The following is a 19,672-nucleotide window of genomic DNA, read 5'->3' on the forward strand; positions in this document are numbered from 1 at the left end:
GTCGCGGTTGAGCAGATTGACTATCAGCCTGTCACGGCTTCCGCTATAGTAATCAGACAAGTATGGACTTTGGGGTGATGGCCATTGGACAGTAGCATGAACAGGATAGTATTGGGCATAGAGTCGCCCACCTCCCACCACGGTAAGGAGGATGGCTACTAACAGTGTTTTGAATAGTTTACAAAAGTTCGTCGATTTTGTGCTCATACTTCCTGTTTATGTAGAGTTATTTCTTTTTCTTTGTAATCTTGAGTGTCGATTTCTCATTACCTACGGAAAGCTCCACTCCAAATATTCCGTCAATATCACCACGCAATTCATATTCAAATGTATGCTTAGAGACATTTTGTACAGCTTTTCTATCCATTTCTGTACCAGTCGGAGAGAGAAGGCGTAGGGTAAAGTCATGCGGTTCTTTCAGTTCAACATATACCTTAAAATCACCAGTTGTCGGATTTGGAGTAACTAAGAACTGTCTGATAAATCCGTCCTTACCGTCGGGTAGTACAACACTTCCTTCAGCGAGTACCTCAAGCCGTTGGGTTACAACGGTAGAACAGTCTCCCAAATAGCCAACGAGGGTTATTTCGTAAACACCAGCTTCGGGGATTGTAAAGGTTACCCTTTCATCAGATTTGCTTGTTACAATTGCATTTGCAGGCAACATCCACTCCAGTTTATCCGCACGGATTCGACTGATGTTGACTGCATGAATAGGAGCTCCTACAGTAACAGACGTAGGAGCTGTCATATCCAAAGGAAGTGCTGTACTACTTGTTTTGATTTCAATTTCAGCCATAGCGGTACATCCATTTTCATTGGTGATGACAACACGGTATTTACCCGCTTTTGATACAATTAGTTCCTTGCTCGTTTCCTCTAATTGTTGTCCATTGTGAAACCATTGATAAGTTACATTTTCCACATTAGGCAGAGCCGTTATCTTGCGAGACTGCTCATGGCAGAGTGTAAAGCCCGCACCAAGTTTCACAATTAAGGCCTCCGGTTGTTCAAGCACAACTCTATAGTGTAGGGAACAACCGGCTTTGTCTGTGATGACAGCAACATATTCACCTGCTTTCAGATTTTCTCGATTAGCTGTTGTGACATTATTATCATCTTCCCAACGTATGGTATAGGGTGCAGTTCCTCCTGACAATTCCAAAGATATGGCACCATTATTTGCATCATGGCAAGTTGGATTGGTGATAGTGGGTTTGATGGATATTGCATCCGGTGCTGTAACTTCTACATTGCCGGTAATAAAACAACCACGACTGTCAACAACTCTGACAAAGAAACTTCCCGCTTCCTCAATGGCCAGATTAGCCTCTGTCGCTCCTTCCTTATTCCACTCATAAGTATAAGGAGGCGTGCCACCTGTTACAGTTGTAGAAATAAGCCCACTTCCACTGTTACACGATGGAGGTCGTGTGGTAAATGATAGAGCAAGCAAGTCGGGCTGTTTGAGTTCAAAAACAGCCGATTCTGCGGAAATACCATTCGCATCAGTAATTTTGACTTGATATTGGCCTGCCACAAGGTTGTGCGCTATACTATCCACCTGCAAGGGAAGTTCTTCTTTGGCACCATCTGATACTTTGTACCAAGTGTAGGTATATGGGAGGCGGGCAGAAACGATAGGTTTGCCACCTTTCCCATGAGCCGTCAGTTCACCGTTACTATCGCCATGACAGCTGACGAAATGAGTTTCTTCAACCTCTACAGTCAACAAGGGAGGAGCTGAAAGGGTTATCGCTAATTGTGCATGACAACCACAAGGTTCTTGCTTGTCTCCGTTTTCAAGTGAGGAGTATCGCATATCTTCTGCAATAGCCGTATATTCCCCACGGGAAATGTTTCGAAGTGTATAGATGTATTGGGTACCGTCAGACCGTGATTCCGTTGGTGTAAATGATTGTCCATCACTTGTTCGGATAAAGTGAACGGTATATCCCGATGCAGATGGCGAACCTCCGGAAACTGCAATCTGTATGGAACCATCTGATGATTGATAGGCCAATGGACTTGTTTTTGCTATTTCCTTTATACTGACTGCCTCGTCAGGCTCTGTCAATGTTATTTGGTGGACAAGTTCTTCGCCTGAAGTTGATTTCGCAACACAACCATTACTGTCCTGTAGGCGAAGTGTATAGTTACCTGCCGATAATTGTTTAAACGTAGTACTTCCGGTATTGAAGGATTCTCTTTGTACAACAGAGCCTCCAGCATCCATCAATTCTGCAGTAAAATTTCCTGTTCCTCCTGATGCTGTCAGTGTTATCTCCCCATCATGGCCGGAGAAACAACTAACATTCTTTTGGGTGAAAGAATGAGTGATGGCTGGACGATTACTGATTGTAGTATTTAAGATGTGATAGGGTGTTTCAGTGTATGTGGCTAAGCCGTTGCTGTGTGTTCCCCTTAGCTGATATGTATATGTACCTGCGACCAGATTGTTGATCCTAAAACTGTTTTCAGCATCAAGAGCATTCACATTAAAACCTGCACCTCCTACTTGAAAGAATGCCAAAACCTCACCTGGCCAAAGGGGTCTGTCCAGAAAAATGCGTATGGAGGCATCTCCCGATAGATGGCACTGTTCCAATGTTATATCATGGGATAGAATATGAGGGGCCGAGTAGGTCGGTGTCAATATAATCTTTTTATAATCTACCTCATTTCTTGTCTCATTGGTTATGGCATTGATGCGGAAAAGAATATTCTTACCTTGCTGTATCAGGCTGTTAAATATATTTTGGTCATATAGGTCTGTTCCCTTGAATGTAACAACAGATTTTCCTTCGCTGTAAGATACTGTATTAGGCATGTCATGCCAAGTACTTTCCCCCGATACTTGGTATTGCCACTTATAAGTAGATTCGACAAATCCCTTGGTTGCTTTCAGCGTAATAACATCATTGTCTGGTAACAGTTTCAATGAACTTTCTGCTCCTTGTCCTCTATCTGTAAAATAGTGGAGGTTGATGGAGATAGGAATAATTTCTAGATGAACCATTAAAGTCATCTTATCAATAAAGGACTTCTCAGCATCTCCTTTGTCAAAATCCATTTTAATATAAGGCAGATTATTATTCCATCTTTTTATATCCTCTGCATAATATTTTCCAGGTTTTATCCAAGCTGGTGTTTGTTTTTTGCTCCATATTCTAATTTGACTAGGTATATTTTTTGCAGTTGTCAAATAGTCCCTTGTGAATGTAGGAGGGGCATCTCCTATACTATGCTTATCTATGCCACCATGTCGCCAACGAAATAACTCCTCTTCATGCCCATAGCTACTTCCATAAAATTCAAGTTCGACAAATTTCATCGAGTTGCCATGATTTACAATTCGGTCAAAAGACAAACTAAGCCTATATTTTCCATCTGTTTGTCCGTATACCCACAGTGGTAATAAAGTCAAAAATGTAGTAAATAAAAATTTGCGGATATATGTCATTTTCATAATGCTACACCTTTTTTGATGGTTATTGGTTTATGTGCTCTTGTTTTAACAACTATCATATATTCATTTTTCCCCCCTTGTAATATGTCAGCATCTACTAATTCTCCTGATACAGGCAAGTTCTCTCTGTAAAGAACTCGTGTATTTGTGTTGTCTATCTTATATAAAGAAATAGAGATAACATCCTTGTTGGGTATATTCCATTTAATAGCGATGCCTTCTGGCAAGACTTCCAAATCAAATTTAATAGCTTCATTTTCGTCCTCTTCTTTTAACGATTTTATCTTAATGGGAGAAGATAAAGGGGAGCGCTGCTGATTGGCGGAATAAGCCATCACTTGATATTGATACGTTTTTCCTGATTCAATATCATTATCTTCGTGTCTGATAGCTGTAGGATTCTCAATACGCAAAACTTTCTGTTTTTCCTCATTTTCAGCATCTTTACGAAGCACAATAAAACCATCTATGGATATTTCATCTCCACTGACCCATTCTATAATATTCTTGCCTATCTCTGCAATCCCTCCAGTGATGATCGGTGCAGCAGGTGGAATAGTCTGTGGTTTGGATACTTCAATAGTTTCGCATTGTCCAGATTGGTTGTATCTCTCATCAAGGGATGTCAAAGCATAGTAAACCTTATCGTTAAGATTATTGATGTTTACACTATCCGTGTAGTATGTTTCGCGAATAGCCAAGTCAGTAATGGGTATCAGCTCTTCTCCCCTGGTCTGCCCACGATAAAGGCGATAACCGTAAATGTCGGCATCATGATTGGCATCCCAAGAGAGATGTACTGCACCAAGACTGTCTATATGAGCTTTCAGACCTTGTGGAATTGCAGGTGGAACACTGTCAACAGGTTGGATAAGTACAGGAAGCGAATGGGTAGATGCTCCGTGCTTAGCTTTAGCTTCTACCTTATAATATATGTTTTTCCCAATTTTTTCTATATGGTAATTTCTTTCGTTTGCTCCGATATTATTGGCTAGGGTACTATAGGTCTTATCATCCGTAGAGTGGAGTATGTTAAATCCACTGATAAGGTCTTGATGTGCACTATCAAATTGCCAAGCAATGTCTGCTCCACCAACCTTATCAAACTTTGAATCAGTAATCATAGGAGCTTCTTTCAATGCAGGATAAGCAATTCCAGAGACAACAGCACTATATTCTCCTTTGCTACCAAAGGGCGTAACGCCAACCACACGATAATATATGGTCTTACCTAACGGTATGCTATCCAAATAAGTAATAGGAGCATGAGGATTTTTGTCTGTATCCGCCATGCGGGTAACCGGTAAATCCGAAATCTGCTTAAAGTTCCTACCATCCTCACTCCGTTCAATGAAATAGGAGGAATAAAGGTATGACAACGTATTATAATCCCATGATAAAAGCGCACCAGACTCGCTGAACTGGGCAGATAGGTCTATGGGCTTTACTAGTTTGACAGTCTCATCTGCAATAGCAAATACTGCCCCTTGCTCGATATTTCTTTTTTCCTTTGGAACAAGAGATATTGCACGATAAAGATAACGCTCGCTTTTCTTAACATCCTTATCTTCCCATCCCCATCCAACTTCCTTAGCTACAGGGAAACACAGATCTGCTGCATAAAGTGAGAATAAATAACGCTGCTGACGCATTTCATCAAGAGAGATGGCTTTAGATATAGAATTATCACCAAGACTGACTTCAAAATCCTCTCCAAAGATTGCTTGCGCAATGACAGCTCCCATAGGATATTCAGCAGCAAGTTTTTTTAGCGTTTCCGTTTCTTCCGGCTTGAGATTTTCGTGGAGTATCTTGATTTCCGGATGTTCCAGAACAACACCAGAACGGGCTACCGTTAGACGTTCCAAACGCACCCCATACTTATTAAGCAGTTCCCAACTTTCTGCATCGGTTGAAATCCAGCGTAGCAAGATACGGTCAGATTGTGCTTCTGCACGCATCCTAATAGCTGGTGTTTGACCCAACTGGGCCATGCTCATAAGGGGGTATATGCAAAGAAAAGCAAAAAGGCTTATTACTTTTATATGGCGCATGCTTATTTATTTAAATTGAGTTGATTCGTATAGATGAACTCATAATCACTTGTCACAGTCCCATCTGGCAGGGTATAACTTATAATTGACTTGTATCTGCCCTTCTTCAATATGGGCAACGAGCCGATGACAAATCTGGTATAGATCTGTGGAGTAACGGATTCCCGATTATTAATGATGGAATTCTGCAAATCTCGGTAGTCGTTGAATGACACTAGAGATGCATCGAATGTGAATGGGAACCGGAACAGGGACAGGTTTATTGATCCAGACTGCAACAAGGAAAGATAATTCTGACTTGGCGAGAATGCCTTATATGGAGGAATACCTGTTGGCAGTTCTTCCCTTCTTACAAGGTGTATATTACCATAAGGATATCCTTCATAGACAAGTGGAATAACTGTGTTTGTAAAATACTCCTCATTGAGGTCGGAATGAAAAGAGAGCAAAGGTATGTATTGTGTCTTCTCCACGCCTATGACTTCTGCTTCGTCAAAGGATTCCTTACTTTGCACTTCCGCACCCAATGTAAGGCCAACACCTGCATCTATGGCAACATCGTCACGGACTTTCACACCTCTCATCTTATCCCTAAACGTCTCATAAAGGCTGGTTGCGAAGTGGTATGCCAGGATAGACTGTTCAAGGTTACTGGAAATCATTGCACTGGCCTTATTTCCGCCAATATGCCCGGAAAAGTCTTCGTCGCCATTTGTTTCTAAGCCTTCGGAAGATTTATCACTTGTGTCTGCATTGTCTTTCTGTGTGGCAGAATATGATAAATCCAATGTATATTCAGTTTGCCTTTTTAAGACAGGAAGGGTGAACTCCAGACGATTTTCAGCTTCATTATAGCTAAAGTCAGTAACTATGCTTTCATTCTGCTTCGTAACGAAAGCCAGCTTGTAGTCAAACCCTTTCTCAAACAGGTATTTTTGTCCAAACTGCAATTGTACATATCCCTTGCCATACTCCTTGGTCAGAAGGTATTTCTGGCCAAGCACAGGGTAAGAATATACAATGTTCTGTACAGGTATATCCGATGGAGCACCTCCTGTAGTAAAATGGCATACCTTCTCTTCATAGGCAGGCTTACCGGAAGTCATCACTGGTTTCCATTCGCCATTCTTCAGTTCTTCAAAAACGATGCGGACCTCAGCCGTTAATTCTGTGTTAGGTGGAAGGATCTCTTTAGACTGGAAGCGGACATCAGTCTTATCTTTTCCCCAAATGAGTTTTCCTGCAATGCTATGATTTTCCTTATCTTTAACGACAAACTCCTTGAGACTGATGCGATAGTAAACAGTCTGCTCTTCTTCACCAGTCGCCTCAAAACTCTTATCCATTGCAATATTGAATGTTGCCTGTGGTACAGAGAAAACACTGACATCCTGCTCGCCATCAGCAGGGGCCAGGTCATTGATCATAGGTTCATCTATAGGAGAGCTGCCAGGGATGATGACATCGCATTTCTCACCAATTGTCAGTTTAAACCGTGCCCTGCCCTTGATTAGCCCAAGAACATTGAGACTCACTCCTAAATATCCCTTAAAATATGTTGGGTCTGGTAATCCCGCTTGCAAAAGCGCAGCCGCGCCTCCTTTAATTACAGGTACGCGGATACGGATGAACCATAGTTTTACTTTTACGCCTAATTCTCCTTGTAGATAGGCATAGGTCTGTCCTTGAGCATACCATCCATCCATACCAATGGTACCGGAGCGTCCCTTGCACTGCGCCTGTGCATAGTCTTTTAACATGATGTCAAATCCAATCCCAGCATTGAAATTAGCATACATCATTAGGAACTGAAGGTCTCCGGTTTTCACTGCAAGTTCAGAGCCAAAGGCAAACCCCTTACCAGTGCTTAGTGCATCAAGATTTCTCCCAAGGCTAAGTCTTCCTATGTCTTGTCCCAAGAGGTCTGCAACGGCCTGCGGAGGAGCGGGCATATCGGGGATACGATTTCCTGCCATAAAGTATGACCCTGTTTTTACGGCAAGAATATTTCCAACAGCTAGCTGTACTCCCAACCTGTTAGTTGGTGTACCAAGATGTAGATACCATTCTTTTGGATCTATATGTAAAACACTCCAACCAGCCTTCCCACGTTCTCCTACGCCACGGATAAATTCCGAAGGGGTGTTGAGGTAAACATCTGAACGTGCATACAGTACATTGTTCTGGAAGTCCATTTGGAAACATAAAGTACCTGATAATCCCATATCTTTAATGGCATCAGGCATGGATTTGATGGCTTCAGCCAGTTGCGTCCAGTCATTCTGTTTGAACTGTTCTGATAACTTGGCAGGGAAAGTACGTTGCTGTTTCTCTAACTTTTCGCTGGTAGAGGCACTACCACCTCCTCTGTTAGGAAACTCTCCATAACCATAAAAACCTGCTGATTCCAAGCCACCTGCTTTTGAGAAAACCATTTCAAAAGCAGCCTCTCCATAAGCCGCCTTGCCTATTTCAATAACCGTAGAAGCCTTGAAGCCAAATCCCATAGAAGCATCCGGAATATAATTGGCATTCGTGAAACGGCCACCATTAGGATTGCGACCTTCCGCACGTACGCCTGAGGTTAATGCGCCTCCAATACCATTCAATGTCATTGCGCCAACAATGGGCACACCGGGCTGGAAAGTCGCCATTCCATCTGCATACCAATAGTGAAAATCCTCTTTGCACCCGAAGGCTGCACGTGCAGTAATGGATGCATCATATTTAGCCCGTTCTTTTGTGTTTTTGTCTATTTTGCCATTAAAGGAGAATCCCAAAGTTACGTCTCCAGCAAAGCCATAACCATATATTGCATCTCCTCTATGCCAATTGAGTTCTCCTTTCATCTGTATAACTCCTGCTATGACAGAATTTACGGCAACAGTCCCTACTTCCAACTTATCAAACATCCAAGTGTTTTGCTCATATTTGGCAAGTAGAGATAGTTCCGTAGCGCCGGAGAATAAGTTTTGTCCAAGATTTAGCCCCGCACCAATGGTCAATCGGACGTGTTTAGTATCAGAATTGTTAAGTGCTATTTTATTTATAGATAATGGAAAGTTTCCTAGTTTTGCTTCTCCTTCATAACCGAAATATTCTGCGGAAATATAAGGTGCTACGGTTGTTAGTTTAAGACTGCGGAAACTAATCTTATCAAATTTTGTTTGTGATGTGGAGTCGCTGTTTCCCTCTTTTCCAAGAGTCATATATCCATGAAGTACAGCTTCCGGGACAAAATGGTCTTCTACTAAACGAAGAGTTATATTTGAGTTCTTCTCAAGATATGCCTTTGCATTAAAAATAGAGAAATCAAGAGACTCTTGATTTTTAACCCGCAATGTATACGCGTTGTTGGGCTGCAGATAGCCTTCATAGCCCAAAGTTGTATTCTTGCCTTTAAAAGGTAAGCCAAGCTTACCGGAGAACTCTGCGGAAACAAGTTCATTGGCAATAAGGTTTAAACCGAAATGATCAACAGAGAAACGCCATCCGTCTGCACTACCTCTATCTAGTGAAAGAATGCTGTCGGCAGCGAATAATCCTGTAATGCCATAATCGTCTATTAGTAATCCCTTGGCAGAAAAACTTGCTCTTGAAAAGGCCTTCGGTAAGGTTATTGACACATTCTCTGCATACACACCCCTCCACAAAGCTTGTTCATCAGGAAGATAACCTTGCTGGTATTCTTGTGGAAAACGTGTTATGTTGGAATTTCGCCTGCTACTGAAATCCAAAATGACATTATCAAGTGAGAATATATAGTCTTTCAACCCTTTTATCTCAAAACTTGGCAGATTTAAAGAAACAAGTAAATCATCCCAACTTTCTATGACTGTGCTGAAATGCCCGATAACCTGATTTAAGGAATTACTTTCTTTATCAAAATCATCTGCTGATAGTCCGTTCTTTGTTTCGTTTCTCTCTATATTTTGTCCCCCAGCCTTTACTATCAGTGAGGTTGGGAAATGGACTTCTGCATCCATTGCAAGATTATGGAAGCCATCACACCCAATTGTCATATAGGTGTTACTTTGAGAAAATCCTCGCTCTTTATTAAGTCCTTTTCCCTTTAGGACAATTTTCGTGTTACCTCCATTAAAGGGTATTTCGACATCATGCAGAAGCGAAAGTTTTAGTTCTCCTGTCAATCCACCGGTATGCGTTCCTTTTATTCCTTCTGCCCCAAAAAAAAGAACCGTACGTTTGCCATCTGCCCCCTGTGGAATAACAGCTTTTGCATAAACGCCAATTTCTGTGGAAGAAGTCCGCAATGCAAAGCGACTTATGGCGATAGTTATCTCCATACCTCCAATCGTACGTTTCATGGCGATTGGAAGGTTTATTACCTCCTCTTCGTTATAATTCAGATCCTCTACATATGCATTGGTTTCCGCAATACGTGCAAACATATTGTTCAGATCACCTATCTGTTGTATGGAATTGCTTTTTGTCTGTGAAAAGGATACATTTGTACTCAATAGTAAAGTACAGAGTAATATGCTTATTCGATAACAAGCAATATTTTTCTTTAAGAGGGCTATGAAAACTGTCTGTATTTTCATAATGGCAAAGATTGTAAAGATAAAGAGACAAACAGTTATGTGCATTTTGTCGATACAAGAAGTTCTCTAATATCAATATCAAGTACCAACGCTATTTCTAAAAGAGTATCCAAAGAAGGCTGGGTCTTATTGGAGCTCCATTTTGAAACTGTATTCTCGGATTTTCCAAGTTGCTCTGCCAGCCATTTGCTTGTACGCTGCTTCTCCACAAGCACAACTTTAATTCTATTTATTATCGTCATACGATGATTTTATTTATTTCTTCATCCATTAAATATCCTACAAAGTTACTCATTGTCTATTGGATTGACGAAGAAAATGACAGAAATTTTTGAAAATCCGTCATTTTTCCCAATATTTCCCGATTTATCCTACCTAATCCTCGATTTCTGCCTTTTCTATTATATACTTATAACTTCGCTGTGTTACAGTTATTTATTCATCTTAAAAACAAAAAAATATGGAACCAAACAACAATGACAACTATGTGCTGGTCTTGGAAGACCGCACGGAAGTGAAGAATGAGAAAGAAGCGGGAAAACTCTCCGTAGTTTCAGGTATTGACGACAAGGGTAACCTTAAAACCACCGAAGCAATCGCTGCGAATCAGGCAGCGTTCTTGAAGTTTAACAACAAGGACGGACTTCTAAAAAACTTCATGAGCAATTTTCTCCGTCAGTTCAACGACCCATCTCGTTTCGGACTGTACAAAGTTTTGGCAAACAATGTAGAACAAGGTGTGGACAATCTTCGCACCATGTTGCAAAGCCGCGAAAAGCCAGAAAGCAAACAGAAACTGACAGAGATTGGAGTATCCTTTGACGATTATCTGCCGAAAAAGAAGAACACCACAGTCATTGATGAATCAAAGATTGATTGGAAGCAACTCGACAACCTCGGTCTTACCCGTGAACGACTGAAACAAAGTGGAGAGTTAGAAAAGATGCTTTCTTGGCAGAAGAGTAACCTTGTTACTATTGCCGTACCTATTGGTGATACAACTATCTACACCGAAGCCCGCCTTGCTTTCCGTACGGACGATAGCGGCAATATCGGCTTGGCTATTCATCCTTTACGCAAGGAGCCACAGCTTGACTTCCCCTATATGGGCTACAAGTTCTCTCCCGAAGAGAAAGAACAACTACTCACTACGGGCAACCTTGGCAAGACAATCGAAGTAACGCCAAAGAACGGCAATCCTTTTTCAGCCTATGTCTCCATCGACCCACAGACCAACGAAATTGTAGCCCTGCGTGCCGACCGTGTGAACATTCCCAAGGAAATCAAGGGCGTTACCCTTTCTGACGCTCAGTATAAAGACCTTGTGGAAGGCAAAGCCGTGAAGGTGGAGGATATGACCGCCAAGAGCGGCAAGTCTTTCAACGCCACCTTGCAGGTCAATGCCGAGAAGAAAGGCATTGAGTTCATCTTTGGCGACAACAAGAGTTTAAGAGAACGACAGGAACACAAACAGACACAGCAGCAAGGCGTCCCACATAAGCTTTGCGGCTTAGAGTTATCTGATAAACAGCGTGAAGCCTTGGATAGCGGTCGTACACTATATCTAAAGAATATGGTGGACAAACAGGGACAATCATTCAACGCCTATGTTCGCATGGACAAGGAACAGAACCGCCCACGTTTTTACAAGTGGAATCCTGACAAGAAGCAGGAAACTGGCAAGGAAAAGGTGGTTGCCGTAGCCGAAGAACACAAGACGCAGGTAGCGGTCAATAATGACGGCAAGACCAACGAAGCCACGAAGAATGTGAAAGAGCCATTGAAGACTGGGCAAACACAGCCCACTGCCGCCCAAAAGCAGAAACCGGACGAAAACAAACAGAAGAAGTCTCGTGGACGTAAGATGTAACCCTTAATTCTATTATCGACTATGACAACTTGTATTATCGCCGAGAAACCCTCGGTAGCCAGAGATATAGCCCGTATCGTTGGGGCAACGAACAAGCAGGACGGATATTTGGCTTCCACTCCGTCCGCCGATTTTCAATTGGAAGGTAACAGCTATTTTGTTACATGGGCGATGGGACACCTCATCACCCTTGCTATGCCTGAAGCCTACGGCTTTTCTGCCTACAAAGCCGAAGACCTGCCCATTCGTCCCAATCCTTTCCAACTTATTGTCCGCCAAGTGCGTAAGGACAAGGAATATATATCCGATCCTACGGCACTCAAACAGCTCAAAGTGATACGTTCCTGTTTTGACAAAGCAGACCGCATCGTTGTAGCCACCGATGCAGGACGTGAAGGAGAGTTGATATTTCGCTACATTTATCAACATCTTGGTTGTAGGAAACCTTTCGACCGTCTTTGGATTTCATCATTGACGGACAAAGCTATCCGTGAAGGACTTTCCAATCTTAAGCCGGGAAGCCATTACGACAATCTCTATTATTCCGCCAAGGCAAGAAGCGAAGCCGACTGGCTCATGGGTATCAATGCAAGTCGTGCGCTGTCCATTGCCCGCAAGGGAGGCTATTCTTTAGGACGGGTACAGACTCCAACCCTTGCTATGGTCTGCCATCGGTACATAGAAAATCGTGATTTTTCTTCCGTACCTTATTGGAAACACTCTGCACTCATGGAAAAAGAGGGCTTGTCGCTGAAAGCCATTGGCAGTACTGACTATGAGAGTGAAGCATCGGCACAGACTGCTCTCGCCCAGCTTCGCAGTCAGAGCCAGCTTACGGTAGAATCGGTCGCAAGAAAGGTAACGCATACCGCGCCACCACTCTTGTACGACCTTACTGCCTTGCAGAAGGAAGCCAACAGACGCCACGGCTTTTCAGCAGACAAAACCCTCTCAATAGCCCAGAGCCTCTATGAGAAGAAAATCACGACCTATCCCCGCAAAAGATTTTAGAATTTTGTATCTTTCAGATAATCAAGAAGATAACAATGAATAAAGAAGAAAAGGGTTACGGCTTGATAACGAGCGAGTTTCTTCCCCTTTCTTTATTCTGCAATGCCTCAAAGACCATATTATTGTATAGTGCAAAGATAATCAATAGTTGTGAAACGACATCATAATTAGGTAAATTTAATATTATTACACTTCTTAATAATATCGCAATTATAAATCTTACGATATTGAAAGGAAAAGACATATTCAAAATATAACTTTCGGGATAGTAGCAATGATATAAGATTATCGTTTACATTCTTAAGAACACCATATTACCCATATAGGCTAAAATCAAATCTTATAGGAGAGTACTCGAAATGTTTTTCTATCTTTCAAAAGAAGTTGCATCTCGAAAGAATATTAAGAAAATACAACGAAAGGGCTTTGCTGTGAAACCCTTTCGCTGTCATTATTTATTTCCGTATTCCTGTGATAGCAGATAGTTTATATCGAAAATTACCCTCTTCCTTACTCTTGCTTCTTGTTTTTTCAAAATCTGTTTCAGGACCTTTATCTGTATTAAAAGCACCGCTATAATAATAGCCACTATCCGAGCCATTCCATCCCATATTACACAACAAATAATACTTTCGTTGTGTATAAAAACCTATGGTTTGCCCATTTTTTTTGCGAAAGACAGAACGGCTCATTTCCAATAACCCATGAACCAGCCAACAATGCCCATCTGAGTATGAATACCAAGTCTTTATAGTAATGCCTAAAAATTTCTTTTTGTGTTTCGTTTCCTTTGCATAACCACTTACTAATACATAGTATCCTTTCCTTAATTCATTGACAATATCTGTTTCATTATAATCTTTTTTTACTCCTCCAGATGAAAACCCTAAATTCTTAAGAGTCCTCGGGATATTATCAGTAGAAGCGGAGCTTCCTTTATTTTCGTCAGTTTCACTTTCTGGATATTTGGCATAAGTAACATCTAAATTTTGTCGTAAACCTAATTGTTGCATAATCCTTGCTATATAAGGGATTGCAGGAGGATATGGATACCAATTCGTTACATAACGATTCATAATCTCCCAATCAAAATCATAGCCGTTGTATTGTTTAGGAAATTTATAAACGGATAATAATTGTGCAACAGCAGTTGGTACGCAGCCTGTGCAGGATAATTTTCCATCCGTTAATGGACAAAATTGATTGTAAGGACTTCCTTGCCCCCACTCAACAGGACAATATCCTTCTTTCATTTCGGAAAAAGTTTTTTCCCATTTTCCATATACAACAGAAATTTCATTGTTTTTATTGATTCTATTATTTTCGTTAAACTCATTAATCTCTTTAATGATTTGGACTTCCATATTTGCCAAAAATGGTACAAGATTAGGATTGTCTACGACACCATCTTGAGGGATTTCTCCTTTATCTGTAAGCACTAACATTGGAGTAACCCTTGTATCTCCGCTCATTATAGCATATCCACCACCTTGAAAATTGAAAATATGTACATTTGTTGAATTATCAACATCTGACCTTGTCTGTTCCCCAACTCTTGTACCTATAGAAGTTCCGTCTACTTTGAGAGTAAATTTATTTTTCAGAATGAGGTGTTTTGGAACAATAGAGTTTACACGAGTTGTTTTGCCTAAAAGAATATCATTGAGTTCTGTTTCCGCATCATTGATATTTCTCTCATAGGAAGTTACTATTTTTTTTTCATCTTTTTCTTTTAACTCTATCTCATTTTTCATGCATGAGTTATGAAAAAACAAAAAGATAGCACAAACTATATATATTGTATTGTTCAATTTTAAACGCATATTCTATAGTATTTAAAGAAAAGGCAATCTCGTTTGAAGAGAGATTGCCAAAAGATATTAGTTTAAACGAGCATTTGGATAACAGGCTAAATCTATATCGTATAAATCTCCTCCACAATCGAAGTCAATACTTCCGTCATAACGATATAAATACCAACCATCAAAACTTCCTCCCCATCCCATATTTGCATGGCAATAAACATTGTACCTCTTTAAAATTCTGCGAGGTTGTTTTGGTGAAAGAGCCACATTAGAGGGACGAACGCGAATTTGATAACCATCAACAACCCATGCATGTGAACCATTGGTAAATACTCCTGTAGCTCTTGTTCCTCTGATGGCTCTTGCAGTTCCTCTACATATAACAGGTCTTCTTGAATTTAAAGAGTTTGCCATATTTTGGAAAGTACAAGAGTTTTTTCCATCAATATGGATATTCCATTTTTTTACATAATTTGCAACTTCATCTACAGAAACAGAACCTCCTTTGCGTGTAAATTTTGTGCCACTTCCATCTGCAAGATTCTTTATCAAAGAGGCTAATCTTTTATCTTCCTCAGTAGGCTCATGGTTTCCCCAAAAATTCGGAGAATAACTTCCTAAATTACCCCAATAAAACTTCTGTCCTTCAGGAGTTGTAATATCATTAATATTCGGTTGTAAATACGCCAAGACTTGTGCCCAAGCAATAATTGCACACCCTGCAGGATGGCGTCCGTCATAACCATAGCCAAAATCATATTCTGGGGGACATTTAGGCATATAAAGATTATAAGGACTTGTCTGATCCCATTTTGTTTTTAGCATAGGCTCAACTATTTTATATAATTGCCCAGAAGGATTGCCTGTGGCAGAACTGCGTGTTACAGGAGTATTGTTTACAAGGTATTCTACATGTTTCATCCCCTTTTCCCTAATTTGCGTATTGACATAAGCCTTTGTCTTTTCACGAAGAGAATCTTCGCATTGCTTAATTACGGAAATCTCTTGCAAGGCTATGTTCATTGCATTTTTTATCATCAAATCTGCTGTTTCGTTTGGTGAAAAGAAATCTCCTTCCTCAGAAAAAGCAATAACATAAGGGAAACGACAATCAGAACTTACAATCATACTTATCGGTTTCTTTGTTTGTTGGGCAGTCCACTTTATTTTTGTGAAACTTATGTTTTCATCTTTCTCGTGCTTGTTTGTCGTCAAAGGTAAAGTGATTTTTTCTTTTTGTACATCTGAGAAAGAATTAAAGGTCGCTCTTGTGCTTGTCCCCTTAATACTTTCGATGTATGATTTTGCAATATCCTCAATTTCGGAATTTGTTAATTCCTTATTATCTGGATAGGCAATACTATTGTACTCTTGTTCTGACAAAGAAATATAAGATCTATACCCATTATCTATAATGGTATCAACTTCATTTGCTTTGTCACTACACCCACTCAAAAAAAAGAGTGCTACGGGTAATAATTTTAGATAATAGTTCTTCATAACCATCTGTTTTAGTTTGACATTATAGATAAGAATTCATATTGCGCAATTTAGGTAAAAATAATGTACCCTCCAAATTTTATTCTATCTTTTTCCTCATTTTGCATTAAAATACCCATAAATGATGAGGTAAAAATTGCGTAATTGATAGTTTTGTATGAAAGAGTAAAGCTCTGATATAGAAAGAGGGCGGTGTGTTATTCAGACTCAAAGGCATATCAAATCTCTAATAATTTCAAATTTATAGCAGTTTAAGAAAAATAGAATAGGAATATAATAAAGATTATCACAGTTTTGTTTGTGCTAATAAAAATAGGCTGTCATATGCAAAGGTAATGGGCGTGAATATAATCGACTGATTACTAGGTAAAAATAGAATATACAACATATAAAAGGTGAATAAGAAACGAACGAGTTTCTTTCTTTTTCCTTATTTTGCAATGTTTCAAAGAACCTTGTTTTACAGTTGTAAAGGTAACAAAAAAGGCTGTGCAATCCAAGGAAACACGGCGTAATGGACATTTTGTAGGAATATTATCCCCTCTCTTACATTATCTCTCTCGATAGTCAATGGTTAAACTCACCGTCTTCTCTTGCAGGGCGATGAGTTCTTTTGTCAATCTGATAAGTTCCTTCAATAAAGCCTGAACGCTTTTGTCTGCCGTATTACAGTGTAGAAGTTTAACCACCTGATTATAGTTTACTCCTACTTGATGAACTTCAGCTATTAATTCTGTGAGTTTGCGATAATTCACGGTATTTTTACAGCACACACATAACTACTTTGTATCGGAATACTCCTCCGTTAATTTTATCGCTTGCACTTGCAGCTTGATGATGGCTTCAGAATAGCTCTCAAGTTTGTGGAGCATTCTTTGGGCAGTAGCTGTTGAGTGATAACAGTTGAGCGTCTTGACAGCTTCATTATAGAAAATACTTATCTTGTAAATTTGGGATATTATGTTAGAGAGATCACGCAAGTATTTCTCATCTGACTTGTCTTCTGTGATAACCTTGAATGACTCTCCAAGTAATCTTGCCCTTAGATAATCGCTCTTGGTTTTTGCTCCCGACTTTCGATAAAGATTGATGACCTTTTGTTGGTCTTCGTAGTTAGGTAACCTGATGTGCCATCTGTCCCATTTTTGGCAGGTGGCACATCTGCCGTCAGGTTTGTTAGTTTTCTTTCTTTTCATCGTTTCTATGTTATCTAATCACGACTTTGGAGTGATTTAATCCCCTTTCGGGGCAAGTGTCTTTGTGGTACAAATGGCAATTTGTGGTACAAAGACACACCTTGCCAGTATAAAGAAAGAGATAGTTTGTTATGTTCCATAAAGCAACCTTTCTGGGGTGCTTTTGATAGACGAGAGTTCAAAGTTCAAAAAGTAAGTCAAGAGATAAGTTTTGACTAATTTCTTGACTTACTGACTTTATGAGCTGACATATTTTTGACTAAAGTTAATTTTGACTTAGGTCGAAACTATTTTTTTGACCAAAGTCATAACTGACCATTTTACTTAAGTCGCGACTGATTTCTTAACTTAACTCATAACTTACCTGTTTGCGGTATTGGATTATAATACTTTTCAAGCATTGTTTGTATGTCGCTCTGTTTGTAAAGTATCTTCCCTCCGATTTTGTAGAATGGAAGTATTCTTGCATTTTTATACTCTTGGAGCGTGCGTGTGCTGAGCCGTAAGTGGCTGCACACTTCCTCGCTCGAAAGGTAAACCTCGCCATCTAACATCGGACGAGCTGTGGCACAATACCGCTCCAACTTCTTCAAAGTACCTTCCATCAGTTGTGAAAATAACTGCATCTGAGGGTCTTCCTGCGTAATGATTTCATTCTCTGCCATAATTCATTCATTTTTTGACTTCATTCAGCATTTCGCTGATGTCGGTCTGTTTGTAATAACACTTGTGCCCAATCATGGAGAAAGGGATTTTTCCCGTATCTCGGTATGATTGCAGGGTACGCTTGCTTATGCCCAAACGCTTGCACACGGCTTCGTTGTCGAGCCATTGCTCGTTCTTAGGAGGATTACCAATGAGTTTTTCCACACGGTGGATAAAGTCTGCAAATTCGGAGCGATGCCGCTCCCACGCTTTGCGGTCGATGATAATGAGTTTCATTGCTTTGATATTGTTTTGATTACTATATTGTTACTCGGCAATGGAGCTGTTATGCTGCCCGTTGCCGTACTTATCGGGTGCAAAAGTAAGTGGTCAAGAGCATCGCTACAAGGGATGAGGAAAAGCAGGGAAATGTCAGGAAGACAAGAGAAAAGACCACGAGAAAATCCCTCAGCGTTATTGCGGTAATGAGATGAGGTGCCGGTTCTTTCCTTTTATTGCATATTTGTTGGTCTATCAACAGTTCGATAGTTCGACAAATCGAGATGTCGAACTATCAATAGTTTGTTTTGACGATAGTTTGTTTTGACGATAGTTTTGTTTTGACGATAGTTTGTTTTGATGATAGTTTGTTATGACGATAGTTTGTCTTGACAATAGATAGTCTTGACAATAAATTGTTATGACAACAAATTGTACAGACAATAAGTTGTATAAAAAATGGCTTGTCATATAATAAGATTGTCAAGACAATCGTTAGTTCTAACTATTGTTTCTATCATTCGCTTTTGCGTCCAAAGAGCCTGAGTATGCCGTATTCTTGTAGTGCCTATACTCTCTACGGCAGCCCTGCCCTGCAAGGTTGGGAGAGATGAATACGACCGCACGGATATTGAGGATTGTAGTACCGCCTTGAAAAAGAAAAATCCTGCGGTGGAGATTCTACTCTCCATCCGCAGGACTTGACCTTTCAGGGCAGACAGGCTGCCGTTGTACCTTTGCACGATAAGAAACGGCATCAGGAACTTTGCGTGCGCCTTTGCCTACAACGCCTTCGGGCTTGCTTCCTCCGTCTGTTTGACCGTTGGCAGGTTGTTGCTCTCGATGAGCAGTACTATCGTGCCTGTCAGTTCGGTGTAAAGACGGTCGTATTGTTCGCTTGCGGCAAATTCGTCCGTCAGTTCGTACCCAGCGAATGTGGCTTGAACAGCCTTGTTCGCCAACAATAAAAACGAAAGCCTCTCGGGGAGCGGTGCAGGGAGTTTCCTCTCAAACTCGTCCTCCAAGACAGAAACAAGGGTATCGTACTTTGAGAAATGCAGTCCACTGAAAAGCACTTCACTTGCTATTCTTTCTGCTTCTAAATGATTAAAACCTTGCGCCACGGCATCGCAGTAGGCGGTCAGTGCTATGTCGGCTCTTGCCGTGATAAACTCCTTGTCTCCCAATCGCTCGGGGTGATGTTCACTCATATAGCTTTCCAACTTCAATCGAAAATAGGAAAGTTCCTTTTTGCTATTATCTGTTTTCATACATAAA

Annotated in this window: 13 protein-coding genes and 2 pseudogenes; 4 read left to right on the forward strand and 11 right to left on the reverse strand. The window is 40.5% G+C overall.

The features are described from left to right. Positions 1–226 precede the first annotated feature (226 nt). The 4 genes from DYI03_RS00085 to DYI03_RS00100 all read right to left on the reverse strand — a co-directional run bounded on the left by DYI03_RS00085 (position 227) and on the right by DYI03_RS00100 (position 10,330). Positions 227–3,019, reverse strand: a complete 2,793-nt coding sequence (locus DYI03_RS00085) for a SprB repeat-containing protein (protein ID WP_244870085.1) — start codon at positions 3,017–3,019, stop codon at positions 227–229. A 446-nt stretch (positions 3,020–3,465) separates the two neighbouring features. Then, entirely contained in the window at positions 3,466–5,430 is a 1,965-nt protein-coding gene (locus tag DYI03_RS00090; protein ID WP_244916323.1) for a fibronectin type III domain-containing protein, read from the reverse strand. A gap of 95 nt (positions 5,431–5,525) precedes the next feature. Continuing rightward, a complete protein-coding gene (locus DYI03_RS00095) occupies positions 5,526–10,088 on the reverse strand; it encodes a hypothetical protein (protein WP_244916324.1) in 4,563 nt (1,520 codons plus the stop codon). 35 nt (positions 10,089–10,123) lie between these two features. Next, positions 10,124–10,330: a helix-turn-helix transcriptional regulator gene (locus DYI03_RS00100; RefSeq protein WP_021668939.1), complete on the reverse strand. Its 207-nt coding sequence runs from the start codon at positions 10,328–10,330 to the stop codon at positions 10,124–10,126. 218 nt (positions 10,331–10,548) lie between these two features. Between DYI03_RS00100 and DYI03_RS00105 the strand changes: the two genes are divergently transcribed. The 3 genes and pseudogenes from DYI03_RS00105 (at position 10,549) to DYI03_RS13820 (ending at position 13,136) form a co-directional block, all read left to right on the forward strand. Continuing rightward, positions 10,549–11,958, forward strand: coding sequence for a DUF4099 domain-containing protein (locus DYI03_RS00105; protein WP_025064659.1), 1,410 nt, complete (start codon positions 10,549–10,551; stop codon positions 11,956–11,958). Positions 11,959–11,979: 21 nt separating this feature from the next. Beyond that, positions 11,980–12,957 (forward strand): annotated as a pseudogene (locus DYI03_RS00110) (DNA topoisomerase); the annotation flags it as partial. Positions 12,958–13,004: 47 nt separating this feature from the next. After that, complete coding sequence (locus DYI03_RS13820; protein WP_021668265.1) at positions 13,005–13,136, forward strand: hypothetical protein; 132 nt, start codon at positions 13,005–13,007, stop codon at positions 13,134–13,136. A 288-nt stretch (positions 13,137–13,424) separates the two neighbouring features. On the opposite strand, the gene DYI03_RS00115 is transcribed toward DYI03_RS13820, so the two are convergent. The 6 genes and pseudogenes from DYI03_RS00115 to DYI03_RS00140 form a co-directional block, all read right to left on the reverse strand. Then, complete coding sequence (locus tag DYI03_RS00115) at positions 13,425–14,723, reverse strand: C10 family peptidase (protein ID WP_021668267.1); 1,299 nt, start codon at positions 14,721–14,723, stop codon at positions 13,425–13,427. A gap of 126 nt (positions 14,724–14,849) precedes the next feature. Continuing rightward, entirely contained in the window at positions 14,850–16,274 is a 1,425-nt protein-coding gene (locus DYI03_RS00120) for a C10 family peptidase (protein WP_025064661.1), read from the reverse strand. Positions 16,275–16,825: 551 nt separating this feature from the next. Next, positions 16,826–17,023 (reverse strand): annotated as a pseudogene (locus tag DYI03_RS00125) (plasmid mobilization protein); the annotation flags it as partial. Between the two features lie 30 nt (positions 17,024–17,053). Further along, positions 17,054–17,470, reverse strand: a complete 417-nt coding sequence (locus tag DYI03_RS00130) for a plasmid mobilization protein (protein ID WP_021668271.1) — start codon at positions 17,468–17,470, stop codon at positions 17,054–17,056. Positions 17,471–17,823: 353 nt separating this feature from the next. After that, positions 17,824–18,135: a helix-turn-helix domain-containing protein gene (locus tag DYI03_RS00135; RefSeq protein ID WP_021670260.1), complete on the reverse strand. Its 312-nt coding sequence runs from the start codon at positions 18,133–18,135 to the stop codon at positions 17,824–17,826. A gap of 7 nt (positions 18,136–18,142) precedes the next feature. Further along, complete coding sequence (locus tag DYI03_RS00140) at positions 18,143–18,412, reverse strand: helix-turn-helix domain-containing protein (RefSeq protein ID WP_025064883.1); 270 nt, start codon at positions 18,410–18,412, stop codon at positions 18,143–18,145. Between the two features lie 546 nt (positions 18,413–18,958). Here DYI03_RS00140 and DYI03_RS13350 point away from each other — a divergent pair. Then, positions 18,959–19,099 (forward strand): hypothetical protein, encoded by a 141-nt coding sequence (locus tag DYI03_RS13350; RefSeq protein WP_169337607.1) that lies wholly within the window; start codon positions 18,959–18,961, stop codon positions 19,097–19,099. A 77-nt stretch (positions 19,100–19,176) separates the two neighbouring features. On the opposite strand, the gene DYI03_RS00145 is transcribed toward DYI03_RS13350, so the two are convergent. Continuing rightward, on the reverse strand, positions 19,177–19,665 hold the full coding sequence (locus DYI03_RS00145; protein ID WP_025064882.1) for a DUF1896 domain-containing protein: 489 nt from the start codon (positions 19,663–19,665) through the stop codon (positions 19,177–19,179). Positions 19,666–19,672 lie beyond the last annotated feature (7 nt).

The organism is Prevotella disiens, from assembly GCF_900454955.1.
In the GTDB taxonomy this organism is placed as follows: Bacteria; Bacteroidota; Bacteroidia; order Bacteroidales; family Bacteroidaceae; genus Prevotella; species Prevotella disiens.

Bases quoted from the DNA above. Each gene is read 5' to 3' on its own strand.
- DYI03_RS00115 (WP_021668267.1), bottom strand. From the start codon at position 14,723: ATGAAAAATGAGATAGAGTTAAAAGAAAAAGATGAAAAAAAAATAGTA.
- DYI03_RS00135 (WP_021670260.1), bottom strand. From the start codon at position 18,135: ATGGCAGAGAATGAAATCATTACGCAGGAAGACCCTCAGATGCAGTTA.
- DYI03_RS13820 (WP_021668265.1), top strand. From the start codon at position 13,005: ATGAATAAAGAAGAAAAGGGTTACGGCTTGATAACGAGCGAGTTTCTT.
- DYI03_RS00130 (WP_021668271.1), bottom strand. From the start codon at position 17,470: ATGAAAAGAAAGAAAACTAACAAACCTGACGGCAGATGTGCCACCTGC.
- DYI03_RS00120 (WP_025064661.1), bottom strand. From the start codon at position 16,274: ATGAAGAACTATTATCTAAAATTATTACCCGTAGCACTCTTTTTTTTG.
- DYI03_RS00095 (WP_244916324.1), bottom strand. From the start codon at position 10,088: ATGAAAATACAGACAGTTTTCATAGCCCTCTTAAAGAAAAATATTGCT.
- DYI03_RS00145 (WP_025064882.1), bottom strand. From the start codon at position 19,665: ATGAAAACAGATAATAGCAAAAAGGAACTTTCCTATTTTCGATTGAAG.
- DYI03_RS00105 (WP_025064659.1), top strand. From the start codon at position 10,549: ATGGAACCAAACAACAATGACAACTATGTGCTGGTCTTGGAAGACCGC.
- DYI03_RS00140 (WP_025064883.1), bottom strand. From the start codon at position 18,412: ATGAAACTCATTATCATCGACCGCAAAGCGTGGGAGCGGCATCGCTCC.
- DYI03_RS00100 (WP_021668939.1), bottom strand. From the start codon at position 10,330: ATGACGATAATAAATAGAATTAAAGTTGTGCTTGTGGAGAAGCAGCGT.
- DYI03_RS00090 (WP_244916323.1), bottom strand. From the start codon at position 5,430: ATGCGTGCAGAAGCACAATCTGACCGTATCTTGCTACGCTGGATTTCA.
- DYI03_RS00085 (WP_244870085.1), bottom strand. From the start codon at position 3,019: ATGGTTCATCTAGAAATTATTCCTATCTCCATCAACCTCCACTATTTT.